Origin of the sequence: Streptomyces prunicolor (genome assembly GCF_045162825.1) — a bacterium.
In the GTDB taxonomy this organism is placed as follows: domain Bacteria; phylum Actinomycetota; class Actinomycetes; order Streptomycetales; family Streptomycetaceae; genus Streptomyces; species Streptomyces prunicolor.
Map to the genome: position 1 here is coordinate 7992727 of NZ_CP108676.1, position 22954 is coordinate 8015680.

Annotated in this window: 23 protein-coding genes; 13 read left to right on the forward strand and 10 right to left on the reverse strand. The window is 70.2% G+C overall.

What is annotated here, in order from left to right:
* Positions 1-68 precede the first annotated feature (68 nt).
* The 3 genes from OG588_RS36750 to OG588_RS36760 are packed head-to-tail and all read left to right on the forward strand — an operon-like array spanning position 69 to position 2031.
* Positions 69-1055 carry an AraC family transcriptional regulator gene (locus OG588_RS36750; RefSeq protein ID WP_405950981.1) on the forward strand — a complete coding sequence of 329 codons (987 nt, stop codon included), beginning with the start codon at positions 69-71 and terminating at the stop codon, positions 1053-1055.
* Complete coding sequence (locus OG588_RS36755) at positions 944-1726, forward strand: AzlC family ABC transporter permease (RefSeq protein WP_405953299.1); 783 nt, start codon at positions 944-946, stop codon at positions 1724-1726. The genes OG588_RS36750 and OG588_RS36755 overlap by 112 nt, the downstream gene beginning before the upstream one ends.
* On the forward strand, positions 1723-2031 hold the full coding sequence (locus OG588_RS36760; RefSeq protein ID WP_405950982.1) for an AzlD domain-containing protein: 309 nt from the start codon (positions 1723-1725) through the stop codon (positions 2029-2031). Before OG588_RS36755 ends, OG588_RS36760 begins: the two co-directional genes overlap by 4 nt.
* Before the next feature lie 12 nt (positions 2032-2043).
* Here OG588_RS36760 and OG588_RS36765 read toward each other — a convergent pair whose 3' ends face one another.
* Entirely contained in the window at positions 2044-2988 is a 945-nt protein-coding gene (locus OG588_RS36765; protein ID WP_405950983.1) for a hypothetical protein, read from the reverse strand.
* Positions 2989-3068: 80 nt separating this feature from the next.
* Here OG588_RS36765 and OG588_RS36770 point away from each other — a divergent pair, with 80 nt between their 5' ends.
* The gene (locus tag OG588_RS36770; protein ID WP_405950984.1) at positions 3069-3263 is read left to right on the forward strand and encodes a DUF3046 domain-containing protein; all 195 of its coding nucleotides are present in this window, start codon (positions 3069-3071) and stop codon (positions 3261-3263) included.
* Between the two features lie 59 nt (positions 3264-3322).
* Complete coding sequence (locus OG588_RS36775; RefSeq protein WP_405950985.1) at positions 3323-4696, forward strand: AI-2E family transporter; 1374 nt, start codon at positions 3323-3325, stop codon at positions 4694-4696.
* Positions 4697-4730: 34 nt separating this feature from the next.
* Here the strand turns inward: OG588_RS36775 and OG588_RS36780 are convergent, their stop codons facing one another.
* Complete coding sequence (locus tag OG588_RS36780) at positions 4731-5489, reverse strand: hypothetical protein (protein WP_405950986.1); 759 nt, start codon at positions 5487-5489, stop codon at positions 4731-4733.
* A gap of 128 nt (positions 5490-5617) precedes the next feature.
* Between OG588_RS36780 and OG588_RS36785 the strand changes: the two genes are divergently transcribed.
* Positions 5618-6001, forward strand: a complete 384-nt coding sequence (locus tag OG588_RS36785) for a hypothetical protein (RefSeq protein ID WP_405950987.1) — start codon at positions 5618-5620, stop codon at positions 5999-6001.
* Between the two features lie 84 nt (positions 6002-6085).
* Here the strand turns inward: OG588_RS36785 and OG588_RS36790 are convergent, their stop codons facing one another.
* Complete coding sequence (locus OG588_RS36790) at positions 6086-6289, reverse strand: hypothetical protein (protein ID WP_405950988.1); 204 nt, start codon at positions 6287-6289, stop codon at positions 6086-6088.
* Positions 6290-6625: 336 nt separating this feature from the next.
* Here OG588_RS36790 and recA point away from each other — a divergent pair, with 336 nt between their 5' ends.
* The 5 genes from recA to OG588_RS36815 all read left to right on the forward strand — a co-directional run bounded on the left by recA (position 6626) and on the right by OG588_RS36815 (position 14086).
* Complete coding sequence (recA, locus tag OG588_RS36795) at positions 6626-7759, forward strand: recombinase RecA (RefSeq protein ID WP_405950989.1); 1134 nt, start codon at positions 6626-6628, stop codon at positions 7757-7759.
* 3 nt (positions 7760-7762) lie between these two features.
* On the forward strand, positions 7763-8731 hold the full coding sequence (gene recX, locus OG588_RS36800) for a recombination regulator RecX (RefSeq protein ID WP_405950990.1): 969 nt from the start codon (positions 7763-7765) through the stop codon (positions 8729-8731).
* 219 nt (positions 8732-8950) lie between these two features.
* Positions 8951-9832, forward strand: coding sequence for an ArsR/SmtB family transcription factor (locus OG588_RS36805; protein WP_405950991.1), 882 nt, complete (start codon positions 8951-8953; stop codon positions 9830-9832).
* The gene (locus OG588_RS36810; protein WP_405950992.1) at positions 9829-12798 is read left to right on the forward strand and encodes an FtsX-like permease family protein; all 2970 of its coding nucleotides are present in this window, start codon (positions 9829-9831) and stop codon (positions 12796-12798) included. Before OG588_RS36805 ends, OG588_RS36810 begins: the two co-directional genes overlap by 4 nt.
* 358 nt (positions 12799-13156) lie before the next feature.
* The gene (locus tag OG588_RS36815; protein WP_405953300.1) at positions 13157-14086 is read left to right on the forward strand and encodes a sugar ABC transporter substrate-binding protein; all 930 of its coding nucleotides are present in this window, start codon (positions 13157-13159) and stop codon (positions 14084-14086) included.
* A gap of 54 nt (positions 14087-14140) precedes the next feature.
* Here the strand turns inward: OG588_RS36815 and OG588_RS36820 are convergent, their stop codons facing one another.
* From OG588_RS36820 to OG588_RS36850, 7 genes are all read right to left on the reverse strand, one after another.
* A complete protein-coding gene (locus OG588_RS36820) occupies positions 14141-14542 on the reverse strand; it encodes a rhodanese-like domain-containing protein (protein ID WP_405950993.1) in 402 nt (133 codons plus the stop codon).
* On the reverse strand, positions 14539-15078 hold the full coding sequence (locus OG588_RS36825; RefSeq protein WP_405950994.1) for a cysteine dioxygenase: 540 nt from the start codon (positions 15076-15078) through the stop codon (positions 14539-14541). Before OG588_RS36825 ends, OG588_RS36820 begins: the two co-directional genes overlap by 4 nt.
* Before the next feature lie 239 nt (positions 15079-15317).
* Positions 15318-16913 carry an FAD-dependent monooxygenase gene (locus tag OG588_RS36830; RefSeq protein ID WP_405950995.1) on the reverse strand — a complete coding sequence of 532 codons (1596 nt, stop codon included), beginning with the start codon at positions 16911-16913 and terminating at the stop codon, positions 15318-15320.
* 175 nt (positions 16914-17088) lie between these two features.
* The gene (locus OG588_RS36835; RefSeq protein WP_405950996.1) at positions 17089-17997 is read right to left on the reverse strand and encodes an amino acid ABC transporter permease; all 909 of its coding nucleotides are present in this window, start codon (positions 17995-17997) and stop codon (positions 17089-17091) included.
* The gene (locus OG588_RS36840; RefSeq protein ID WP_405950997.1) at positions 17994-18662 is read right to left on the reverse strand and encodes an amino acid ABC transporter permease; all 669 of its coding nucleotides are present in this window, start codon (positions 18660-18662) and stop codon (positions 17994-17996) included. Before OG588_RS36840 ends, OG588_RS36835 begins: the two co-directional genes overlap by 4 nt.
* Before the next feature lie 52 nt (positions 18663-18714).
* Positions 18715-19557 carry a glutamate ABC transporter substrate-binding protein gene (locus OG588_RS36845; RefSeq protein ID WP_405950998.1) on the reverse strand — a complete coding sequence of 281 codons (843 nt, stop codon included), beginning with the start codon at positions 19555-19557 and terminating at the stop codon, positions 18715-18717.
* A gap of 193 nt (positions 19558-19750) precedes the next feature.
* Entirely contained in the window at positions 19751-20527 is a 777-nt protein-coding gene (locus OG588_RS36850) for an amino acid ABC transporter ATP-binding protein (RefSeq protein ID WP_366098002.1), read from the reverse strand.
* A gap of 289 nt (positions 20528-20816) precedes the next feature.
* Between OG588_RS36850 and OG588_RS36855 the strand changes: the two genes are divergently transcribed.
* The gene (locus OG588_RS36855; protein ID WP_393050360.1) at positions 20817-21503 is read left to right on the forward strand and encodes a response regulator transcription factor; all 687 of its coding nucleotides are present in this window, start codon (positions 20817-20819) and stop codon (positions 21501-21503) included.
* Positions 21504-21512: 9 nt separating this feature from the next.
* Entirely contained in the window at positions 21513-22925 is a 1413-nt protein-coding gene (locus tag OG588_RS36860; RefSeq protein ID WP_405950999.1) for an ATP-binding protein, read from the forward strand.
* The last annotated feature ends 29 nt before the right edge of the window (positions 22926-22954 follow it).

The window sequence follows — 22954 nt, forward strand, 5'->3', positions numbered from 1 at the left end:
GTTTCGGCGGCTTCCGGTCGCCGTGGGCTGGGCCGCTTCGTTCCGTCGCCGTGGCGGAGAATGGCCGTATGGCGGGTTCGGGTGAGTTGGCGCGGCACTGGCAGTACACGGAACTGCCCGGCGTCGACCTGCTGCGGGCCCGGTACATCCGCAAGACCTTCGTCCGGCACACGCACGAGAACTTCGTCATCGCCGCCATCGCGGACGGCGTCGAGGTGTTCCACCACGGTGGGGGCGATGTGTCCGCCGGGGCGGGGGCACTCGCGCTGGTCAATCCGGACACCCCGCACACCGGCCGGGCGGGCGTCCCCGAGGGCTGGCGGTACGGGGCGGTCTACCCGTCGCCCGAGGTGGTGGCCGCCATAGCCGCCGAGACCACCTCGATCCGCGGCACTCCCGGTTTCGTCAGGCCCGTGCTCGACGACCCCTACACGGTCGGGCTCGTCCACCAGATCCTGCGCGCGGCCGACGAGGGCAACGCGCTCGCCGCCGACACCCTGCTGCGGGTCGCCGTCACCAGACTGCTTCGGCTGAACGGCGGACCGCTGCCGCAGCGTGCCGTGCCCACGGCCGGTGGCCGGGTCGCCGCACGCGCGCGTGCCGTTCTGGAGGAGCGGATGGCGGAACCGCCCACCCTGGAGCGGCTCGCCGGGGATCTGGGGACCAGCCCCTTCGCGTTGCTGCGCGCGTTCCGGGGCGCCTACGGGATGCCGCCCCACGCCTGGCTGACCGACGCCCGTGTGCGGGAGGCCCGCCGGCTCCTGGACGCGGGTACGGCGCCCGCGGAGGCCGCCGTCGCCGTCGGGTTCACCGACCAGCCGCACCTCAACCGGCACTTCGCCCGGATCGTGGGCGTGCCCCCGGGCGCGTACCAGCGGGAGCGCAAGAACGTACAAGACGCGGAACGGCGACTGCTCGTACCGTCCCACACGTGGCAGAACAGATCGCTTCAGAAGACATACGTGCCGACGAGGGAGGAGAACCGGACTCCGATGCCGGGGGCAAGCCGGACTCCGCCGTCGTACGGGACGCCCTCGGGGTCGGGATCGCCGTAGGGCTCTCCGGGTTCGCCTTCGGGGTGACCTCGGCCGGTGGCGGGCTCACCCTGTTGCAGACGTGCGCCCTCAGCCTCCTGGTGTTCACCGGCGCCTCCCAGTTCGCGCTCGTGGGAGCGCTCGCGGCCGGTGGCAATCCGCTCACCGCGGCGGCGGGCGCCTTCTTCCTGGGCGTGCGCAACACCTTCTACGGGCTGCGCCTGTCGCAGTTGCTGGCCCTCCCGCGCGCGGTGCGGCCGTTCGCCGCCCAGTGGGTCATCGACGAGACGACGGCCGTCACGCTCGCGCAGCCCACGCGGCGTGCCGCGCGGATCGGGTTCACCGTCACCGGACTCACGCTGTACCTGCTGTGGAACCTCACCACGCTGCTCGGCGCGCTGGGCGCCAAGGCCATCGGGGACACGGACGCCTGGGGTCTCGACGCGGCCGGGCCCGCCGTCTTCCTGGCGCTGCTCGCGCCCATGCTCAGGACCACCACCGAGCGTGCCGTCGCCGCACTCGCGGTCCTGTTGGGACTGGGATTGCTGCCTGTACTGCCGGCCGGTGTGCCGGTCCTGGCGGCGGCTCTCGCGGCACCGATCGCCCTCTACGTAGAGGGCCGTCGGCAGGGCGAGGCGCGTAACGGCGCACCAGAAGAAGGCAGTTACGACGCACAGGAGGAGGACCGATGACCGTCTGGATCGCGATCGCGGCGACCGCTCTCGGTTGCTACGTCGTCAAGCTCGCCGGACTGCTGGTGCCCGCGGGCGCGCTGGAGCGACCGCTGGTGAGGCGGCTCGCGGCCCTGCTGCCGGGCGCCTTGCTCGCCGCGCTCACGGCCCAGCAGACCTTCGCCGACGGGCACGCGCTCGTGCTCGACGCCCGGGCGGCAGGGCTCGTGGCGGCCGCCGTGGCGCTGGTGCTGCGGGCGCCGTTCCTGCTCGTCGTCGCGGCGGCCGTACTGGTGACGGCCGGCGTGCGGGCCATCGGCGGCTGAGCCGGCCCGGTGTCAGCCCACGGAGCGGCCGTACGCCTTCAGGGTGCGCAGTGCCTGGATCGTCACTATGGGGCGTGCCTCCAGGGCGATGCCCGGCGCCCACTGGCGCCAGCGGATCGGCCAGCCGCCGTCCTCCCGCTGATCGTCCGCCAGGTGGTCGAGGGAGCGGTCCATCTCGTCGTCCGTGAACCACGCGCGCGCGAGCGAGCTCGGCGTCTTCGCGTAGTCGTACGGGAAGTGGTGTTCGCCGGGCGCGTACCCGGCGGCGACCGGGTAGGCCTCCAGGTGCTCCGGGTCCAGGGCGGCGAGCCGATGCTCACGCACCAGGCGGCCGAGGCGGTCGGCGGCGGCCTCCGCGCGCGGGCGGTCGGGTGCCGAGTCCAGGAAGGCCACGGCGGCCTCGATCTCGTAGGGGTGCGACTTCTCCAGGGAGTCGACGGCCTGCCAGCAGAAGTCGGTGGCCCGGAACAGCCAGGCGTGCCACACCTCGTTGCGGTGCAACAGGCCCACCACCGGCCCGGTGGCGAGGAGTTCGCTGGGCGGGTCGTCCACGATCGGCACGAAGGGCGCCGTCGGATAGCCGCGCTGGCCGGGAAGGACCGCCGGCAGGGCACCGTCGGCCGTGGAGACCGAGGTCAGATAGCGGCACACGCGTTCCACCCGCTGCCCGCCGCAGCGCCCGACGGAGTCCAGGACGCGCAGCGCGTGCCCGGTGGGCAGCGGCTGGCTCACCGGGCCGCGCAGATCGGGTTCCAGCGCGTGCCCGTACCCGCCGTCCTCGTTGCGGTAGGCGTCCAGCGCGGTCTCCACCGGATCGGGTTCGCCGTTGAGGAAGTGATACGCGAAGAGGCGCTGTTCCAGCACGCGCGCGGTGAGCCAGACGAAGTGCTCGGCGCGGAAGAGCGGGGAGTGCGCCGGGGGCGTCGGGGGGAGTGGGGAAGCTCCTGTTTCGGCCATGCGTCAGACCGTAGGACGGAAAGCGGTCTCCGTAAGGGGTCCCGACATGGTCCCACTCTCAGGGGCGGGATACTGGTGTCATGCGGTTGACGGTCTTCTGGGAGCGGATGACGGAGCACTTCGGCGCGGGGTACGCCGAGAGCTTCGCGCGCGATCACGTGATGACGGAACTCGGCGGGCGGACGGTGCACGAGGCGCTGGACGCGGGCTGGGAGGCCAAGGACGTGTGGCGTGTGGTCTGCGGCGTCATGAACGTTCCGCGGCAAAGTCGCTGATCGGTCACGAAGATCGACGCTGGTGACCGGTTGTCAGTGGCGTAGGCGAGACTTGCACCGTGGCAGCCACTGACGAGACCGGGCCCGACGCCCCGCAGGCATCCCCGATCGGTACGCCGCCGACCCGGCCCCCGGCCGACGGCGCCGCGTCGGCCACCGGCATGCCGCGCTGGCTGCCGCGCGCCATGGTGCTGGCGCTCGCCCTCGTCGCCGTTTTCCAGCTGGGCAGTTGGGCCTTCCACCAGCTCCTCGGGCTGCTGATCAACATCCTCATTGCGTTCTTCCTGGCCCTCGCCATCGAGCCCGCGGTGAGCCGGATGGCGGACCGGGGGATGCGCCGGGGGCTGGCCACCTTCCTGGTCTTCCTCGGGCTGTTGATCGTGAGCGCCGGGTTCGTCACCCTGCTCGGGTCGATGCTCGCGGGCCAGATCATCAAGATGATCGAGGACTTCCCGAACTACCTCGACTCCGTCATCAACTGGGTCAACACGCACTTCCACACCGATCTGAGACGCGTGGACATCCAGGAGGGGCTGCTCCACTCCGACTGGCTGCGCAAGTACGTGCAGAACAGCGCCACCGGCGTGCTGGACGTGTCCACCCAGGTGCTCGGGGGCCTCTTCCAGCTGCTGACGATCGGTCTGTTCTCGTTCTACTTCGCCGCCGACGGCCCGCGGCTGCGGCGCGCGCTGTGCTCCGTACTGCCGCCCGCCCGGCAGGCCGAGGTACTGCGCGCGTGGGAGATCGCCGTCGACAAGACGGGCGGCTACATATACTCACGCGGCCTGATGGCGCTGGTCTCCGGAGTGGCGCACTACGTCCTGCTGCAGGCACTGGGCATCCCATATGCGCCCGTGCTCGCCGTCTGGGTGGGCCTGGTCTCCCAGTTCATCCCGACCATCGGCACGTATCTGGCGGGCGCCCTGCCCATGCTGATCGCCTTCACCGTGGACCCCTGGTACGCACTGTGGGTGCTGATCTTCGTCGTGGTCTACCAGCAGTTCGAGAACTACATGCTGCAGCCCAAGCTGACCGCGAAGACCGTCGACATCCACCCCGCGGTCGCCTTCGGCTCGGTCATCGCGGGCACCGCGCTCCTGGGCGCTGTGGGCGCGCTGATCTCGATCCCGGCGGTCGCCACGCTCCAGGCGTTCCTCGGGGCGTATGTGAAGCGGTACGCCGTCACGGACGACCCCCGGGTCCATGGCCATCGGACCACTCGTGGCTCCGGCGGGCCCGGCCTGGTGACGCGCGCGCGACGGCTGTGGGACCGGCGGCAGGGGACGGAGGGGCCCGTAGCGGCCGATTCCGCCGCTATGACGGACTCCGGCGGCACGGCCGACTCCGGGACAGCCGGCTCGCGGCTGACTGATCCTGCACCGACCGACTCCGAACCGAAGGACCCCGGAGAGGGCTCCTCCGGCTCCTCCTGAGGGATGACCCGGCGAGAACACCGGGGCGTCGCGTTCAGTACGTGAGCACCGCCCACACCCCGGCCCCGGCCACGGCGACCATGTAGCAGCCGACCGCGACTGTCACGGTCCGCCGTCGTACCGCCTCGCTCCAGGACGTACGGGACAGCAGCCAGGCCAGGGCCGGCAGCACCAGGACGGCGTGCAGGCTCACCCCGTGGAGCGGCTTGAGTGGAGCCGTCGAGTGGTACGCCGCCTCCTGGTGACCGGTCCGGGCGAGGACCACCCCGCGCGCGATCATCGCGGCGCCCGAGGCCAGCGCCACGAGCAGGATCGCGAACCCGGAGCGCACTGCGAGCGCCATCCCTGTGGGCCCCGTCGGCCGGTGCCGGAAGGACGCCACGGCGAACACGGTGAGCAGCACCACGAGGACACCGCCGCCCACCGCGAGCGTCATGGACACCGCTGTGTCGAAGGGCGTCTCCATGTCGAGGTGCGACGGCACCCGGCGCCACGCCTGGAGGGTGATGCCGCCGACCTCGACAACACAGTCGGCGGCGAACACGACGAGCAGCACGGTGCGCAGCCGGGCCCCGACGCGCAGATACGACGTGACCCAGGTGACCGCGATCAGCGTCGCCCCGAAGGAGAGCCCGAACGTGACGGGCTTCCGCCAGGAGACGGGCCCGTACCAGGGGCCGCCGTCGACCGCGAACACCACGAGATGCACCAGCCCGGAGACGATCAGCAGGGCACCGGTCGCATGGCAGAGACGCTCGGCGGGACCTACGCGGCTCTTCAGGGTCCGAGTCATGGCCCGAGCCTCGCGGGAACGCGCCGCGCAGTCGTCGTACGGCCGAAGACACCAGCTGTACGACGGCGGAAGTAGGACTCCCAGGGGCTGGTGATCGTTTCGGGGGCGCGCCGGGTCCGATGGACTGGGTGACGGGGCTCTCGTTCCGGGCCGGTCTCGTCGAGGAGCGCGCCACGACGACCGGTGTCGTACTGGGCGGCCGGGACGGCTTCGGCGCCTTCCCCGATGGCGGCGGCATCTGCGCCGGCGCGTGGCAGGGGCTGGTGTTCGTCCTCACGCACCATCCCGACGACGCGCCGCACGCCCCCGAGGTGACCTTCCGGGGTGGGCTGGAGGCCTCCGACGGGAAGAACCTCGGAGTGCTCTCGCCCACGATCGGCCGACAGCTCCTGGAGCGCGAACTGCGCGAACTGATCGACGAGACCGACCTGCGCGTCGCGCCGGTGCTGCTCTGTGACGGCATCCGGCTCTTCGGCCACCCCGGTGGCCCCCGGTCCGGGTCGGGCTGCTGAACGGCGATTGCCAAGCGGCCGCGTGAACGCGCGCTGTCGGCCGCTCGGGGCGTGATCCCCCTGGGGGATCGGGGTTCGGGAGTCCTACTGGTAGCAGTTACCGCTGCACAGGATGGTGACGGTGCCGGTCTCGCCGACCGAGGTGATCGCCGTGCCCTTCGCCGGTGCGGGGTGGTGCACACGGCTGGTCTCCCACGGCATGGGCGCGGCCGACGCCGCCGGACTCATGATGCCGACGGTCGCCGTGACCAGCACGGCCGCGATCCCCGCGCGCTTCCACGTCTTCATCGAACTCTCCCAGCGTCGGTTGCCGTTGGCTGCCGTCAGTCAACGGCCCCGACTCCCGGCACGGGAAGCATTTCCATGCCCTTCGAAGCGTCGCCACGACGCTCGGCGTCACAGCGACATCGATGACGTGAGTGCCGCGTGGTGCGCTTGACACGAAAATCGAACATCCATTCTCATGGAAGCTCCGGCGAGGCCATGACGGGCATTTCGGCAGGCTTTTGATGGCGAAGTGTCCGAGTTATCCACAGGCTGGGCGGGCGTCGGGGCGCATTGTCAGTGGCAGGCGTTAGCGTCTTTGACGTGAAGCGATCGACTCAAGCAAACCGGGTGGAACCCATGGCAGGAACCGACCGCGAGAAGGCGTTGGACGCCGCACTCGCACAAATTGAACGGCAATTCGGCAAGGGCGCGGTGATGCGCCTCGGCGAGCGGCCGAACGAGCCCATCGAAGTCATCCCCACCGGGTCGACCGCACTGGACGTCGCCCTCGGTGTCGGCGGCCTGCCGCGCGGCCGAGTGGTGGAGGTCTACGGCCCGGAGTCCTCCGGAAAGACGACCCTGACCCTGCACGCGGTGGCGAACGCCCAGCGGGCCGGCGGCCAGGTCGCGTTCGTGGACGCGGAGCACGCCCTCGACCCCGAGTACGCGAAGAAGCTCGGCGTCGACATCGACAACCTGATCCTGTCCCAGCCGGACAACGGCGAGCAGGCCCTGGAGATCGTGGACATGCTGGTCCGCTCCGGCGCCCTCGACCTCATCGTCATCGACTCCGTCGCGGCACTCGTCCCGCGCGCGGAGATCGAGGGCGAGATGGGAGACAGCCACGTCGGTCTCCAGGCCCGCCTGATGAGCCAGGCGCTCCGCAAGATCACAGGCGCGCTCCACCAGTCCGGGACCACCGCGATCTTCATCAACCAGCTCCGCGAGAAGATCGGCGTGATGTTCGGCTCCCCGGAGACCACGACCGGTGGCCGCGCGCTGAAGTTCTACGCCTCGGTGCGACTCGACATCCGTCGTATCGAGACCCTCAAGGACGGCACCGACGCGGTCGGCAACCGCACCCGCGTCAAGGTCGTCAAGAACAAGGTGGCGCCGCCCTTCAAGCAGGCCGAGTTCGACATCCTCTACGGCCACGGCATCAGCCGCGAGGGCGGCCTGATCGACATGGGCGTGGAGAACGGCTTCGTCCGCAAGGCCGGCGCCTGGTACACGTACGAGGGCGACCAGCTCGGCCAGGGCAAGGAGAACGCGCGCAACTTCCTGAAGGACAACCCCGACCTGGCCAACGAGATCGAGAAGAAGATCCTGGAGAAGCTGGGCGTGGGCGTCCGTCCGGAGAAGGACAAGCCCACCGCCGAGCCGGTCGCGGACGCGGCGGTCTCCACCGTCACGGACGACGCCGCCAAGGCGGTGCCCGCTCCGGCCGCGGCCAAGACCACCAAGGCCAAGGCCACGACAGCCAAGAGCTGACCCGTGACTCGACGAACGGACTGGGCCGATTACGCGTATCCCGGCGCCCCGCAGGGGCGCGGGGGAGGCGGCGACGGCCTGGCCTACGGTGCGGACGGCATGCCCGAAGAGCCGTACGGCGACGAGCCGGGCGGCGAGTGGTCGGCCGACGGTTTCGCGGGGGAGACCGGTCCGCCTTTCGGCGGCTCGGAGCCCGGAGATGGTTCTGCGGGCACCGGTCGGCTTTTCAGAAGCTCGGCGCCTGGCGGCAGTTCGCCCGGCGACGGGTCCGCCGCCGACGACGCACCCGGCCGCGGCTCGCGCCGCAGCCGTGGGGCGCGCGGTGAGGGCGGCTCTCGAGGGTCTACAGCGCGCGGTGACGGCGCACGCGGTAGACGTGGGCGCCGTGGCGGCGGCCGCAGCTTCGGAGAGTCGTCCGGAGAGGACGGAGGTGACTTCTCCTCGTCGAGGGCCGAGAAGGAGGAGCCGCCGGCGGACCCGGCTGAGCGGGCGCGGGGAATCTGCCTGCGCCTGCTCACCGGGAACCCGCGCACCCGCAAGCAACTCGCGGACGCCCTGCGCAAGCGAGAGATCCCGGACGAGGTGGCGGACGAGGTGCTGTCGCGGTTCGAGGAAGTCGGACTGATCAACGACGGCGCTTTCGCGGACGCCTGGGTGGAGTCCCGGCACCACGGCAGGGGTCTGGCCCGGCGCGCACTCGCCCAGGAACTGCGCACCAAGGGCGTCGACTCGACGCTGATCGACGAGGCCGTGTCCCAGCTCGACTCCGAGCAGGAAGAGACGACGGCCCGCGAACTGGTCGACCGCAAACTGCGGTCCACCCGGGGCCTCGACCGCGACAAGAGGCTGCGCCGCCTCGCGGGCATGCTGGCCCGCAAGGGCTACTCCCAGGGCATGGCCCTCAGAGTGGTCCGGCAGGCACTGGAGGAAGAGGGCGAGGACACGGAGTTCCTCGGGGACGAGGGGTACTGATCCGAGGACGAGGGGGCACTGATCCGGGATCGATCCGGTTCTGAATCGATCCGGTACTGACCTCTTGGCGGTGCGAACGTCCTGAACACGGTGGACGCGCGGGGGCGCCGACCGCGTTCAGGCAAGCACCGGGCAGTGCTCGGGGTAGGGCTAACCCCCTGCTGAAGACGCCGGATTGCCCCAGTGCACAGACACCTGTGCACAAACGACTGTGTACGCATGGCACAGGAACCCGGCCCACCCGGCATACGCGGCGCGGAGACACCCGCCGAGCGGACCCCGGCGACACCCGCACCGGTCGAACTCTCCGATCTCGCCGCGCTCAAAGCCCTCGCGCAACCGCGACGCCAGCGCATGCTCCAGCACCTCACTCTGCACGGCCCCGCGACCTCGGCCACGCTCGCCCGCGCGCTGGGCCTGAACACCGGCTCCACCAGCTACCACTTGCGTGAACTCGCCCGTTACGGCTTCGTCGAGGAGACGGGGGCGGGCGCGGGCTCGGAGACGGCAACGACGAGAGTGGGGGCGGGTGTTGCCGAACGGGACGGGGGAATGGAGGCACGGGCGGAGCGTGCGCCCGGTCATGGTCGTGAGCGTTGGTGGCGGGCCGTTCCCGGTGACCGCCGGTTTCCGCCGCGCAGTCGTCAGAGTGCGGAGATGCGGCACGTCATGGACGAGCTCAACCACCATGCGTACGCCGCCGATCTGGAGCTCTTCGAGCAGCTTCAGCGGGACTCCGCCGAGACCGGGCCATGGGCGGACGCGTTCCCGTACTCACGCGGCACCATCCGGCTGACCTCGCCCGAACTCCGGGCGTTCTTCGAGGAGTACATCGCCCTCCTCAACCGCTACAAGCGCCCCGAAGCCGAGACGCCGGCCGGGGCACGCACTGTACTCACCCGGTTCCTGGCCTTTCCGGCACCTCTCATCGATGCCGATGCCGATGCCGATGCCGATGCCGATGCCGATGCCGATGCCGATGCCGATGCCGATGCCGAATCGGATGCGGGTGTCGGTGGCGGCACCGGTCGCGAAGTAGCCCTTGCGCACCCTGTCGACGCCGCCCCGGGGCACAACAGAAAAGAGACCGAGCCCTCATGATGCTGCGCTACGCCCTCCGGTCCGTCCGCGCCCGCAAGGCCGGTTTCCTCGGCGCCTTCCTCGCCCTGATGTGCGCGGCCGCCCTCATCACGGCTTGCGGCACCCTTCTCGACACCGGTCTGCGCGGCTCCATCCGCACCGAGCGCTACGCGGCGAGCCCCGTCGTGGTCTCCGCCGACCAGAACGTTCACCGGACCACCGTCAAACACAAGAAGGGCAAGACCAAGGTCAAGCGCAAGGCGAAAGCAATCGCCGAGCGCGCTTGGCTCCCCGCGAGCTTGGAGAGCACGCTCGCCAGGACTCCGGGCGTCGCCCGGGTCATCCCCGAACTGACCTTCCTCGCCCAGCCGTTGACACCTGCTGGCGTCGGCATCGGTACCGGCGGCCGGACTGCCTACGGGCACGCCTGGGACTCCGCCGCGCTGACGCCGTACCGGCTAGTCACCGGCAGCGCTCCGCAGGCCGCGACCGATCTCGTCATCGACCGCGACCTCGCCGGACGGGCCCGACTCCGGCCCGGCGACCGTCTCACCGTCCAGTCGACGCAGGCTCCGCGCAGCTACCGGATCACCGGAATCGCCGTTCCCGCCACAGCTGTACGCCATCAGACGTCACTCTTCTTCTCCACAGCCGAGGCCCGCCGTCTGGCCGGTCACCCCGGGCAGGTCACTGCGTTCGGCGTCCTACCGGTCAAGGGCACGAGCACGGCCCAGCTGCGGCAAGCTGTCGTCGCGGCGCTGCAAGGAACCAGCGCGCCGCACCCCGACACCGCACCGCACCCCGACACGATCGCGTCGTACACCGGAATCACCGCGCGGCACGCCGGAAGCGTGCCGGACGCCAACACCGCCCAGCTCGCGGGAATCACCGCGCTCCCCGACTCCACCGCCCCGCACGACACCACCGCTCAGCTCAGCGCCACCGCCCAAGTAACCACCGGCGACGCACGCGGCCCCGTCGAGTTCCTGGACGCCGCCACGGCCAGGATCAGGCTGGTCAGCATGGGCGGTGCGATGGGCGGCACCTCGCTGCTCGTGGCGATCCTCGTGGTCGTCGGCACCTTCGCGCTCTCCGTCCAACAGCGCCACCGCGAACTCGCCCTGCTCCGCGCGGTGGCCGCCACCTCCGGCCAGATCCGCGGACTCCTGGGCCGTGAGGCCCTGATCGTCGGCACGGTCGCCGGTGTCGCGGGCGCACTGCTCGGACTTCCCCTGGGCGCCTGGCTGTACGGCAGGTTCGTCGCCCTGGGCGCAGTACCCGCCACGCTTCAGCACACCACCGGCGTCGTCCCACCGCTGGCCGCCCTCGCCGCGACCGTGTTCGGCGCCTGGGCTGCGGCCAGGGTTGCCTCTCGCCGTATCTCTCGGATACGCCCGGCCCAGGCACTCGCCGAAGCCGGGGGTGAATCCGGCGCCGGAGCCGAGCCTGGAGCCGCAGCCCAACCTGGAGTTGGAGTTGGAACCGACCCCGGAGGCGGAGCTGAAGCCGAGCCCGGAGCCGAACCTGGATTCGGACCCGGACCCGGACCCGAACCCGGAGTCGAAGCCGCAGTCGAAACCCGAGTCCGAGCCAACCTCGAAGCCCCCAGGCCCAAGTACCCCCGCCCCACACGCCCCCGAATCAAGCACCCCCGCCCGACACGCGCCCACTCCACCCAAGGCCGCTCCACACGCCCCCGCCCCACCCGCATCCTCGCAGGCCTGGTCCTCCTCGCACTCGGCGTCACCCTCGTCACCCTGCTCAGCACCCTCCGCACCGAACCCGCCTCAACTCCCGTGACCTTCCTTGCCGTTGTGGTCCTCTCCACCTCCGTCGCCCTCCTCGGTCCGCTCCTCGTCAAGGCGGCCACCCTCGTGGTCGGTGGCCTACTCCGGCGCACCGGCCCGTGTGGTCGGCTCGCTGTCGCCAACGTCCGGGGCAATGCCACCCGCATGGCCTCCGTCGTCACCCCCCTCACCCTCCTGATCGGCATGACCTGCACCGTGCTGTTCGTCCAGCCCACCCTCGGAGACGCCGCCCGCGCCCAGGTCCGCGAAGGCGTCCGCGCGGACTGGGTCGTCGCCTCCCGGGGCCCGGGCGTCCCGGCCGAGGCCGCGCGCCAACTCCGCGCGCCGCACGAGGTCGTCACCGAAGTCATCCATACGACCGTCCGCGTGGGCCTCGACAAATACGCGGCCCAAGGCGTCACACCCGCCGGACTCACCCGCACCTGGGACCCCGACGTCACCGCCGGATCGCTCGGCCACCTCACCGAGCACACCGCGGCCGTAAGCGAACTGGCCGCCGACCAGCTCCACTTGAGGCCCGGCAGCACCCTGAAACTGACGCTCGGCGACGGCACGCCCGTCACGCTCACCGTCGTCGCCGTCTACGCCAGGGGTCTCGGCTTCGGTGATCTGACCCTCGCGCACGATCTCGTGGCCCGGCATGTCGACAACCCGCTCGCCTCCTCCGTCCTCGTCAGCACGACCCGTACACAGACACAACTCGCGACTACCCTCCGTGAGTTCCCGGGCGTCCAAATTCTCGCGTCGGCCGCCGCCGACTCGCTCCAGGCGCAGCGGCAGCAGGCGAACGCCGAGGTCAACTACCTGGCCATGGGGCTGGTTCTGGCGTTCACGGCCATCGCCGTGGTCAACACGCTCGCCATGTCGGTCGCGGAGCGTGTCCGGGAGTTCGCGCTGCTCCGCCTCGCCGGGGCGACCCGCCGTCAGGTGCTGCGGATGCTGCGCACCGAGGCGCTGTCGGTGCTGTTGCTCGCCACAGCGCTCGGCAGCGGTATCGCCCTCGCCGTCCTGACCGCGTTCAGCGTCGGCATGACCGGCCGGGCGGCACCGTCGGTGACACCCCTCGCGTACCTCACGGTGATCGCGGTGGCCGGGACCCTCGCCCTCGTCGCCACGGCGCTCCCGGGACGCGTGGCCCTCCGGGTCCGGGCGGTCACGGTGGCCACCGCCAGGGAGTGAGCGCGGGAGACCGTCGTCCGTCCCGAGAGCGAGTGAGCAGACCGTCAGTCGTACGTCCCGAGCGCGGGCGAGGGGAACCGTCAGTCATCCGTCCCAGCGGCCACTCGCCTCACCGGAGGGCACGCGTTTCGCAGACTTAGCGTGCGTTACGTAGAGGGTGCGCATGTTTGCCGTGGGAGTAGCTTCTGCTGCCGAACCTCGGCCCTCCATGCTTGCCGAACCTCGGCCATCCCCGCCCGCTGAGCCGCAGCCAGGCCTGCCCGAGTGCCTCCGGCCGTTTCGCCGACCGGTCCTCGTACGCCCTGAAAGGCGGCCTCACTTGTCCACGTCCCTGCCCGCCCGCCACCGAAGAACGCTGGTGGCCTCCTTGATCGGTACCGGTCTCTTACTGAGCGGCTGCGGACTGGAGTCCGGTGCCACGCCCGCCGACGACGGTCCCACCACCCTCGGGTTCGTCAACGGCGGCAGCACGGAGTTCCACACCTGCTTGCAGGAGTCGATCGCGAACACGGCCAGGAGCAACTTCGCGAAGCTCGTCACCGTCAACTCGCATCAGGACGCCGCGCGGGAGCTGGCCAACATCCAGGACATGATCGCGCGCCATGTCGACGCGATCATCCTGCAGACGGTCAACACCACCGCCCTCAAGAGCGACATCGCCAAGGCCAAGAGCGCGCACATCCCGATCTTCCTGACCTCGGTCAGTGCCGATCCGTCCGACATCCTCGGGGCCGTCGTCGTCGACCTGAAGGCGGTGGGCAAGCTGGACGCCGGCTGGATCGAGGACGATGCCGCGGGACGCGAGGTCCAGGTGGCCGTCATCGCGGGCGCCCCGGGCGCCGCCTCGGACCTGCTCGTCGGCGGATTCACCAAGGGGCTGCCGGTCAACGCGAAGGTGGTCGCGAACCAGCCCGCCATGTTCGTCGCCGCGAAGGCGAAGACTGTCGCCGCGAGCATGATCAAAGCGCATCCCGATCTGGACTACGCCTTCGTCGCCAACGAGGAGATGGCGTTCGCCGCCCGCAAGGCGTTCGACGCGGCCGGCGGCAAGAAGGTCAGGATCGTGACGGTCAACGGCACGGACGAGGCCCTCGCCGCCCTCAAGGACGGCCGTTTCGCCGCCACCGTCTCCAACTCGGCCAAGGACACCGGTGAACTGGCCGTCACCAACGCCATCAGCCTTCTCCGTAAGGAGAAGGTGGAGAAGATCGCCACCACACCGGCCCGCCTCATCACCAGGTCCAACGCGGACACCGCCCCGCTCTACTGCCCCTCCGACGGGTCGTGAGCGGGTCGGTGTGTCACGTCGTGGACCTGGCGTGTCGCGCCGTAGTCAGAGTGGCTACGACGTGACAGGCAGTCCCGCCGCCTTCCAGGCCTGGAAGCCGCCGACGAGGTCCGTCGCGCGGTGCAGGCCCAGTCGGTGCAGGGACGTGGCCGCCAGGGTGGACGCGTAGCCCTCGTTGCAGATCACCACGACGCGCAGGTCGTGGCCGGTGGCTTCGGGGGCGCGGTGGCTGCCTTGGGGGTCGAGGCGCCACTCCAGTTCGTTGCGCTCGACGACCAAGGCGCCGGGGATGAGACCGTCCCGGGTGCGCAGGGCCTCGTAGCGGATGTCGACCAGGAGGGCATCGCCGTCGCGGGCCGCGTCGTACGCGGCCCTGGCCTCGATGCGGTCGTAGTCCGCGCGGACCCGCTCCAGCAACTCGTCTATACCGAGGGGCTGTTCGCGTACGGCGCTCACTGCCAGTCCTCCGGGCGCTCGACCTGCTCCAGGCGCAGCACCGGGCCCGTGCGGCTGTAGCGGCGGATCTGCGGGAGCGGCGGGTAGTAGGCGTGGACGGAGATCGCGTGCTCTTCGGAGGACTCGTTGAGCACCTCGTGGACGTGGTGGTGGCCGAAGGCGCGGCCCTTGCCGGTCGGCAGCCGGCGCTCGCGGTCCACGCCCTCCTCCAGTTCGAGGGTCTTCCAGCCGTGGCTCGGGAGCCGCGCGGCGAGCGAGTTCTCCTTGAGCTCACCGGCGGCGGTGAGGAAGGCGCCGACCGAGTCGGCGTGGTCGTGCCAGCCCGTGCCGCTGCCGGGCGGCCAGCCGATCAGCCAGGCTTCGCTGCCGCCGGGACCTTCGAGCCGCACCCAGGTGCGGCCCTCGGGGTCGAGGGGGAGCGAGGCGATCAGCTCGGCGTCGGCGGCCGTACGCCGGACGAAGGCGAGCAGGTCCGCCTGTGTCGGGGTCTGGGAGGGCGTGGCGGGGGACACGGAGGCAGAAGGGGAGACAGACACGTGCACCGTCCTGATGAGTGTTCGCGAAGGTGCGCGCAGGCATCACGACAGTGGCGCGCGCGGGTGAGAGATGCGAATTCAGCAGGCGACGTGACACACACAGCCCACGTAGCGGACGAGGTCCAGGTGGACCTTCCGCCAGAGGTGGACAGAGGTGTCGGTCATGGTCCGGAGTACAGCACGGCGGTGCGGGCCGGTCAACTCAGCGTCACTATGTGGACAGTTCGGATACGGCGGCCTCAGCGTGAGCCGGCCGTGGCCTCCGTCCTCGCCGGACCGCCCAGGGTCGCCTCGGCCGCCGCGTACAGGTCGGCCGGACGCACTCCGCTCAGCGCGGTGACCAGGTGACCGTCGGGCCGTACGAGGAGGACGGTGTGGGCGGCGGCGCCCGGGTAGCTCTCGGCGACCAGCAGCTCGGCCGGGTGCGGCAGCGCCGTCACCGCGGCCGCCAGGCGGGGCATGATTCCGGCGGTCACCCAGTGCTTGCGCTCCCACACGCCCGTGCCCGGCGCGATCAGCACGACCAGCAGGGAGCCGCGCCCGAGGCGGTCCCGCAGCTGTACGAAGGCGCCGTCCTCGGCGGTGACCAGGACGTCGGATACCGGCGCGCCGGGCGGGGTGTCGACGGGGACCTCCGCCTCGATGTGCCGGGGCGCAAGCGGTGAGTCGGCGTACGCCCCCGGCGCACCGAGCGCGCCGTGCCCCAAGTGACCGTCCGTGAGCAGCACGTCATGGCCGCGGGCCGAGCCGGGTACGACCGCGCGCAGCCCGGCGCCGCCGCGCACCATCGGCAGCGCCTGGTCGGCGGCGCGCAGCCGGGCCGCCACGACCGCCCGCCGCTCCGCCTGATAACTGTCGAGCAGCGCCTCGTGCGGTCCGTGGTGCCAGGCCGGCGCCAGCTTCCAGGCGAGGTTGTCGGCGTCCCGCAGCCCCTCGTCCAGTCCCTGAGTCCCGAGCGCCCCCAGCAGATGCGCCGCGTCCCCGGCGAGAAACACCCGCCCCGCCCGCCACCGCCGCGCGAGCCGGTGGTGCACGGTGTGCACGCCGGTGTCCAGCAGTTCGTACGGCGGTGTCGGGCCCTCGGTCCAGCCCGCGAGCGTCTCCCGGATGCGGGCCAGCAGCAGCTCGGGGGTGACCAGGTCCTTGCCCGGCGGCAGCAGCCAGTCCAGTCGCCACACGCCGTCCGGGAGGGGGCGTCCGGTGACCTCCCCGGCCGAGGGTCCGGACGTCCGCCACGGAGGCGCCCGATGCAACAACGCCTGGTCGGGCCACGGAAGTTCCGTGCGCAGCGCGGCCACGGCGTGTCGCTCCACCGCCGTACGGCCGGGGAAGCGGATGTCCAGGAGTTTGCGCACGGTCGAGCGCGGGCCGTCGCAGCCGACCAGGTAACTGCCGCGCCACCAGGTGCCCTTGGGACCGCGGGTGTGGGCGGTGACGCCGGACGGCTCCTGTTCGAGCGAGTCGAGGCGGTTGTCCGGGGCGATCCTCACCAGTCGCTCGCCCGCGAGAGCGTGACGGAGGGCGCCGGTGAGGACGTGCTGGGCGATGTGCAGGGGGGCGGGCTCGGTCTCGTCGAACGTGATCTCGCGCATCACCTGCTTGCGCCGCATCGACCGCCATCCGGCCCAGCGCGTCCCGAGCTCGGCGAGCGGCATGCCGGTCAGCCGCTCCAGGAGCGCGGCGGTGTCCTCCCGCAGGACGACGGTGCGCGCGGGGCGTGGTTCGTCCTTGCCCGGACCCTCGTCGAGGAGGACGGAGGGCACCTCCTGCCGCGCCAGTGCCAGGGCGAGCGTGAGCCCCACGGGCCCCGCCCCGACGATGATCACCGGGTCCACGGTGCGGCGCCCCCTGCCCGTGACGGTGTCCTCAGGGACGCATGTGAACAGGAAGTTGGAGCAGGGTGCACGATCACAGAACGTATGCAACCCATTGCCGGTGCTTGCGTCAAGTGACGGAGGCAGTGGCGATCATGCCACTGCCTCCGTGTCGTTCATGCCACTTGACCGATCATCAGATCGAGCCGCCGGCACCGGCTCCGAAACTGCCCTGCACCTGCGCGGGGTTGAGCCCCACGGCGTCCTCGACGTCGAGGGTCGCGCCCGTGCTCTTCTTGCTACGGCGCAGTCGGCCCTCCAGCCAGCTCGCGAACGTGGTGAGCGCGAGGTTCAGCAGGATGTAGATGATGCCGACGACGATGAAGCTCGCCACCACGTTGGCGTAGTTGGCCGCAAGGGTGCTGCGCGAGCTGAGCAGCTCGGTGAGGCCCAGCATCACGCCACCCAGCGCGGTGTCCTTCACGATGACCACGAGCTGGCTGACGATCGCCGGCAGCATGACGGTGACGGACTGCGGGAGCAGGATGCTCGTCATCGTCTGACCCTTGCGCAGCCCGACCGCGTACGCGGCCTCCGTCTGCCCCTTGGGGAGGGACAGGATGCCCGCCCGGACGATCTCGGCGAGCACCGAGGCGTTGTAGAGCACCAGGCCGGTGACGACGGCGTACAGGGGCCGTTCCTCGCTGCCGATGCTCGTGGAGCGGACGTAGAACTCGTTCGCGAACAGCATCATCAACAGGACCGGGATCGACCGGAAGAACTCGACCACCACGCCGGCCGGGACGCGCACCCACCGGTGGTCGGACATGCGGGCGATGCCGAACAACGCGCCCAGGGGGAGGGCGATCAGCATGGCCAGCGCGGCGGCCTTCAGTGTGGTGAGGAGGCCCGGCAGCAGATAGGTCGTCCAGGCGTCCGACGTGGTGAACGGCTGCCACAGTGCCCACTTCAGCTGGCCCTTGTCGTCCATCGTCCGCCAGACCCACCACAAGAAGAGGGCGAGCAGGACGAAGAACACGACAGAGAAGAGCACGTTGCGCCGCTTGGCGCGGGGGCCGGGCGCGTCGTAGAGAACGGAGGTCATCGCTTCACCGCCAGTCGCTTGCCCAGCCAGCCGAGGAGGAGGCCGGTGGGCAGGGTCAGTACCACGAAGCCGAACGCGAAGACCGCGCCGATGGCGACCGTCTGGGCCTCGTTCTCGATCATCGTCTTCATCAGGGCGGCCGCTTCGGCGACACCGATCGCCGCCGCCACGGTGGTGTTCTTGGTGAGGGCGATCAGTACGTTGGCGAGCGGTCCGATGACCGCGCGGAACGCCTGCGGAAGGATGACGATCCGCAGCACCTGGCTGAAGCTCAGCCCGATGGCGCGGGCCGCCTCCGCCTGTCCGACGGGCACGGTGTTGATGCCCGAGCGCACCGCCTCACAGACGAAGGCCGCGTGGTACGCCACCAGACCCAGCAGTGCCAGCCGGAAACCCTGCACCTTGAAGTCGTCGGACGCGCCCATCGTCATGCCGAAGATGTCGGCGAGACCGAGCGAGGTGAAGACGATGATGACCGTCAGGGGGATGTTCCGGACGGTGTTGACGTAGAAGGTCGCGAAACCACGCATCAGTGGGACCGGGCTGACCCGCATCCCGGCCAGCAGCGTGCCCCAGACCAGGGAGCCGAGGGCGGAGAGGACGGTCAGTTTCACCGTCATCCAGAACGCCCCGAGGACGTCATAACCTTGAAGAAAGTCGAACACGATCTCCCGCGCTTCCGGGTATGGGGCCTGCCTTACCGGGGTTTTCTCGGGCTTACTTGACGATGTCGCCGATCTTCGGGGCGGGCTCGTTCTTGTAGTCGGCCGGGCCGAAGTTCTTGGTGACCGCGGTCTTCCAGGCGCCGCTGCTGACCATCTTCTCCAGCGCGGTGTTGATCTTGGTGACGGTCGCGGAGTCGCCCTTCTTGACGCCGATGCCGTAGTTCTCGTTGCTGAGCTTGAGGCCGGCGAGCTTGAACTGACCCTTGAACTTGTCCTGTGCGGCGAAGCCCGCGAGGATCGAGTCGTCGGTGGTCACGGCGTCGACAGCACCGCTCTGGAGGGCCGCGATGCACTCCGAGTAGCCCGAGTTCTCACGGAGGTTGGCCTTCGGAGCGATCGTGTCGTGGATGTTCTGCGCCGAGGTGGAGCCGGTCACGGAACACAGGTTCTTGCCGTTGAGGTCCGTGGCCTTGGCGATCGTCGAGTCCTTCTTGACGAGCAGGTCCTGGTGGGCCAGCAGGTAGGGGCCGGCGAAGTCGACCTTCTTCTTGCGCTCGTCGTTGATCGAGTACGTGGCCGCGATGAACTTGACGTCGCCACGCGCCAGCGCGTTCTCACGGTCGGCGCTCTTGGTCTCGACCCACTCGATCTGGCTGGGCTTGTAGCCGAGCTGACCGGCCACATAGGTCGCCACGTCGACGTCGAAGCCGGCGTACGTCCCGTCCGGCTGCTTCAGGCCGAGGCCGGGCTGGTCGAATTTGATGCCGACCTTGATCTTGCCGCCACCGCTGGAGCCCGAACCCGAGTCGTCCTTGTCGCTGCTCCCGCAGGCCGTGGCGGCGAGCGAGAGGACGAGAGCGGTGGTCGCGAAGACGGTGACCTTGCGGAGCTTCATGAGGAACATCCTTTGGCTGGTGAGGAGATGAGGGCCCGTCAGAGCGTGTGACGGTGGCTCTGAGGGCGTGCGGGACCCTCAGCGGCAGTCGGCGGCCGCCCGTCGTCGGCGGGCCGCCAGTGGCTGGCTGTCGGTGTTCGTCAGCGGTCGTGGCTGATCGTCGGTGGGTGGTGGCGCTGATCGTCCGTGGTCGTCAGTGGTGAAGGATCTTCGAGAGGAAGTCCTTGGCCCGGTCGCTGCGCGGGTTGCTGAAGAACTGGTCCGGCACGGCCTCTTCGACGATGCGGCCGTCGGCCATGAACACCACCCGGTTGGCGGCCGAGCGGGCGAAGCCCATCTCATGGGTGACGACGATCATCGTCATCCCGTCCCGGGCGAGCTGCTGCATGACCTCCAGCACCTCGTTGATCATCTCCGGGTCGAGGGCCGAGGTCGGCTCGTCGAAGAGCATCACCTTGGGGTCCATGGCCAGTGCCCGCGCGATGGCGACGCGCTGCTGCTGACCGCCGGACAGCTGGGCCGGGTACTTGTCCGCCTGGGTGGCCACGCCGACCCGGTCGAGCAGCGCCCGGGCCTTCTCCTCGGCCTGCTTCTTGTCGGCCTTGCGGACCTTGATCTGACCCAGCATCACGTTCTCGAGCACGGTCTTGTGCGCGAAGAGGTTGAAGGACTGGAAGACCATCCCGACATCGGCACGCAGTCGGGCCAGCTCCCTGCCCTCCTGGGGCAGCGGCTTGCCGTCGATCGTGATCGAACCCGAGTCGGTTGTCTCCAGGCGGTTGATGGTGCGGCACAGAGTGGACTTTCCGGACCCGGAAGGCCCGATCACCACGACGACTTCGCCGCGGGCGATCGTGAGATCGATGTCCTGGAGTACGTGCAACGCGCCGAAGTGCTTGTTGACGCTCTTCAGGACGACGAGTTCGCCGGTCGCGGCCACATCTTCCTTGGCCACCGATACTTCGGTCATCGCTTGCTGGCTCCGTCCTCGTCGGTTGCGGAGGACAGTAGTGACGCCGTACGACCAGCGTCATCACATCTGAGCGAGATCTGAGCATCACGATCGGATAGCAATAGGACACGTGTCGTAGCAGTTTGCTGCCGGGATCCGTACCGGCTGGATAACGGAAGCTCCGCGCAACCGGAACCTTCTTGACGGCGTCTTCGTCCATCAGCGTGACTGCCTGGGTGCACGCGCGCGTGAGACGTGCTTTTGTACAGCCCGACACCATACGAACGATGAACCGGAGGGGGCCGGGATGAGACTGCTCCTCGTCGAGGACGACAACCATGTCGCCGCCGCTCTGTCCGCGGTGCTGGCGCGGCACGGATTCGACGTCACGCACGCCCGCAGCGGCGAGGAGGCCCTCCAGGCACTCGTCCCCGAGGGCGACGTCTTCGGAGTCGTCCTCCTCGACCTCGGCCTGCCCGACCAGGACGGCTATGAGGTCTGCGGCAAGATCCGCAAGCGCACCAGCACCCCGGTGATCATGGTCACCGCACGCTCCGACGTGCGCTCCCGCATCCACGGCCTCAACCTCGGAGCCGACGACTACGTGGTGAAGCCGTACGACACCGGGGAGCTGCTCGCCCGCATCCACGCCGTCAGCCGGCGCAGCGTCCACGAGGACGCGAGCGGCGGCGGCGACACCGCGCTGCGGCTCGGCCCGGTGCGTATCGAACTGCCCACCCGTCAGGTCAGCGTGGACGGTTCGATCGTCCAACTGACCCGCAAGGAGTTCGATCTGCTGGCGTTGCTGGCACAGCGCCCAGGAGTGGTGTTCCGGCGGGAGCAGATCATCAGCGAGGTGTGGCGCACCAGTTGGGAGGGCACGGGACGCACCCTGGAGGTGCATGTCGCCTCCCTTCGCGCCAAACTGCGGATGCCCGCGCTGATCGAGACCGTACGAGGCGTCGGCTACCGGCTCGTCGCTCCGGCCGCGTAGCGGGCACGGGTGCGCACACGTCTTCTCCCGCTGCTCATCGTCCTGATGGCGGCCGTGCTGCTGGCGCTCGGCTTCCCGCTCGCCGTCAGCGTGGCCGCGGCGCAGCAACAGAAGGTGATCGTCGACCGTATCGACGACACCGCGCGGTTCGCGGCCCTCGCCCAGTTCGTCACCGACGTGCCTACGGGAACGCGCCCGGCGGACACGGTCCCGGACGAACGCCAGGAGACCCTGGACCGTGAACTCGCCAGTTACTACGAGGTCTACGGCATCCGTGCGGGCGTCTTCTACCGCAGCCTGAGTTCCATGGCGAACGCGCCGGGCGACTTCCTGCTGCCCAAGACGGGTGAGGTGCGCGACGCGTTCAACGAGGCGCTCCTGAGCCGTCGCAGCCACGACCCGAAGCAGGTGTGGCCCTGGCAGCGCCGTCGCCTTGTCGTCGCCTCGCCGGTCATCCGGGACGGTGACGTCGTCGCCGTCGTGGTCACCGACTCGCCCACCGGGTCGATGCGTTCACGGATCCTGAGGGGCTGGCTGACGATCGGCGCCGGCGAGATCGCCGCGATGCTGCTGGCCGTCGGCGCGGCCCTACGGCTGACGGGCTGGGTCCTGCGACCCGTACGGATCCTCGACGCCACCACCCACGACATCGCCACCGGACGCCTCAAGTCCCGGGTCGCCGCCGCCGGCGGGCCGCCGGAACTCCAGCGCCTGGCCCGTTCGTTCAACGAGATGGCGGACAACGTCGAGGACGTGCTGGAGCAGCAGCGCGCCTTCGTCGCCGACGCCTCGCACCAGTTGCGCAACCCGCTCTCGGCGCTGCTGCTGCGCATCGAACTGCTCGCGCTCGAACTGCCGGAGGACAACGAAGAGATCGCCTCGGTCCGCACCGAGGGCAAACGCTTGACCCAGGTCCTGGACGACCTGCTCGACCTGGCCCTGGCCGAGCACGCGGACGCGGACCTCAGGATCACCGACATCGGCGCGCTGACCGCCGAGCGCGTCGCGGCCTGGGCACCGACCGCCGAGGCCAAGGGCGTGCGGCTGGTGGGCGGTTGCCCGCCCACCACGGCCTGGGCCGACCCGGTCACGCTGTCCAGCGCCCTGGACGCGGTGATCGACAACGCGGTGAAGTTCACGCCCGAGGGGGAGTCCGTCGAGGTGACGGTCGCGTCGAACGGCGAGACCTCGACCATCGTCGTCACGGACCAGGGCCCGGGCCTCACCGAGGACGAACTCGCCCGCGTCGGCGACCGCTTCTGGCGCAGCGGCCGTCACCAGAACATCAAGGGCTCCGGCCTGGGTCTGTCCATCTCCAAGGTCCTGCTGGCCGCGGGCGGCGGCTCCCTCGCCTACGACCACCACGAGCCGCACGGCCTCAAGGTGACCGTCTCGGTGCCCAGGAGCGGGCCTACGGCCTGAACGGGCGCCCCGGGGGCCGGTGTTGAGGT

Coding starts and splice junctions, on each gene's coding strand:
- OG588_RS36750 (WP_405950981.1), top strand. CDS start 69: ATGGCGGGTTCGGGTGAGTTGGCGCGGCACTGGCAGTACACGGAACTG.
- OG588_RS36810 (WP_405950992.1), top strand. CDS start 9,829: ATGATGCTGCGCTACGCCCTCCGGTCCGTCCGCGCCCGCAAGGCCGGT.
- OG588_RS36765 (WP_405950983.1), bottom strand. CDS start 2,988: ATGGCCGAAACAGGAGCTTCCCCACTCCCCCCGACGCCCCCGGCGCAC.
- recA (WP_405950989.1), top strand. CDS start 6,626: ATGGCAGGAACCGACCGCGAGAAGGCGTTGGACGCCGCACTCGCACAA.
- OG588_RS36805 (WP_405950991.1), top strand. CDS start 8,951: ATGGCACAGGAACCCGGCCCACCCGGCATACGCGGCGCGGAGACACCC.
- OG588_RS36770 (WP_405950984.1), top strand. CDS start 3,069: ATGCGGTTGACGGTCTTCTGGGAGCGGATGACGGAGCACTTCGGCGCG.
- OG588_RS36835 (WP_405950996.1), bottom strand. CDS start 17,997: ATGACCTCCGTTCTCTACGACGCGCCCGGCCCCCGCGCCAAGCGGCGC.
- OG588_RS36850 (WP_366098002.1), bottom strand. CDS start 20,527: ATGACCGAAGTATCGGTGGCCAAGGAAGATGTGGCCGCGACCGGCGAA.
- OG588_RS36760 (WP_405950982.1), top strand. CDS start 1,723: ATGACCGTCTGGATCGCGATCGCGGCGACCGCTCTCGGTTGCTACGTC.
- OG588_RS36845 (WP_405950998.1), bottom strand. CDS start 19,557: ATGAAGCTCCGCAAGGTCACCGTCTTCGCGACCACCGCTCTCGTCCTC.
- OG588_RS36780 (WP_405950986.1), bottom strand. CDS start 5,489: ATGACTCGGACCCTGAAGAGCCGCGTAGGTCCCGCCGAGCGTCTCTGC.
- OG588_RS36855 (WP_393050360.1), top strand. CDS start 20,817: ATGAGACTGCTCCTCGTCGAGGACGACAACCATGTCGCCGCCGCTCTG.
- OG588_RS36790 (WP_405950988.1), bottom strand. CDS start 6,289: ATGAAGACGTGGAAGCGCGCGGGGATCGCGGCCGTGCTGGTCACGGCG.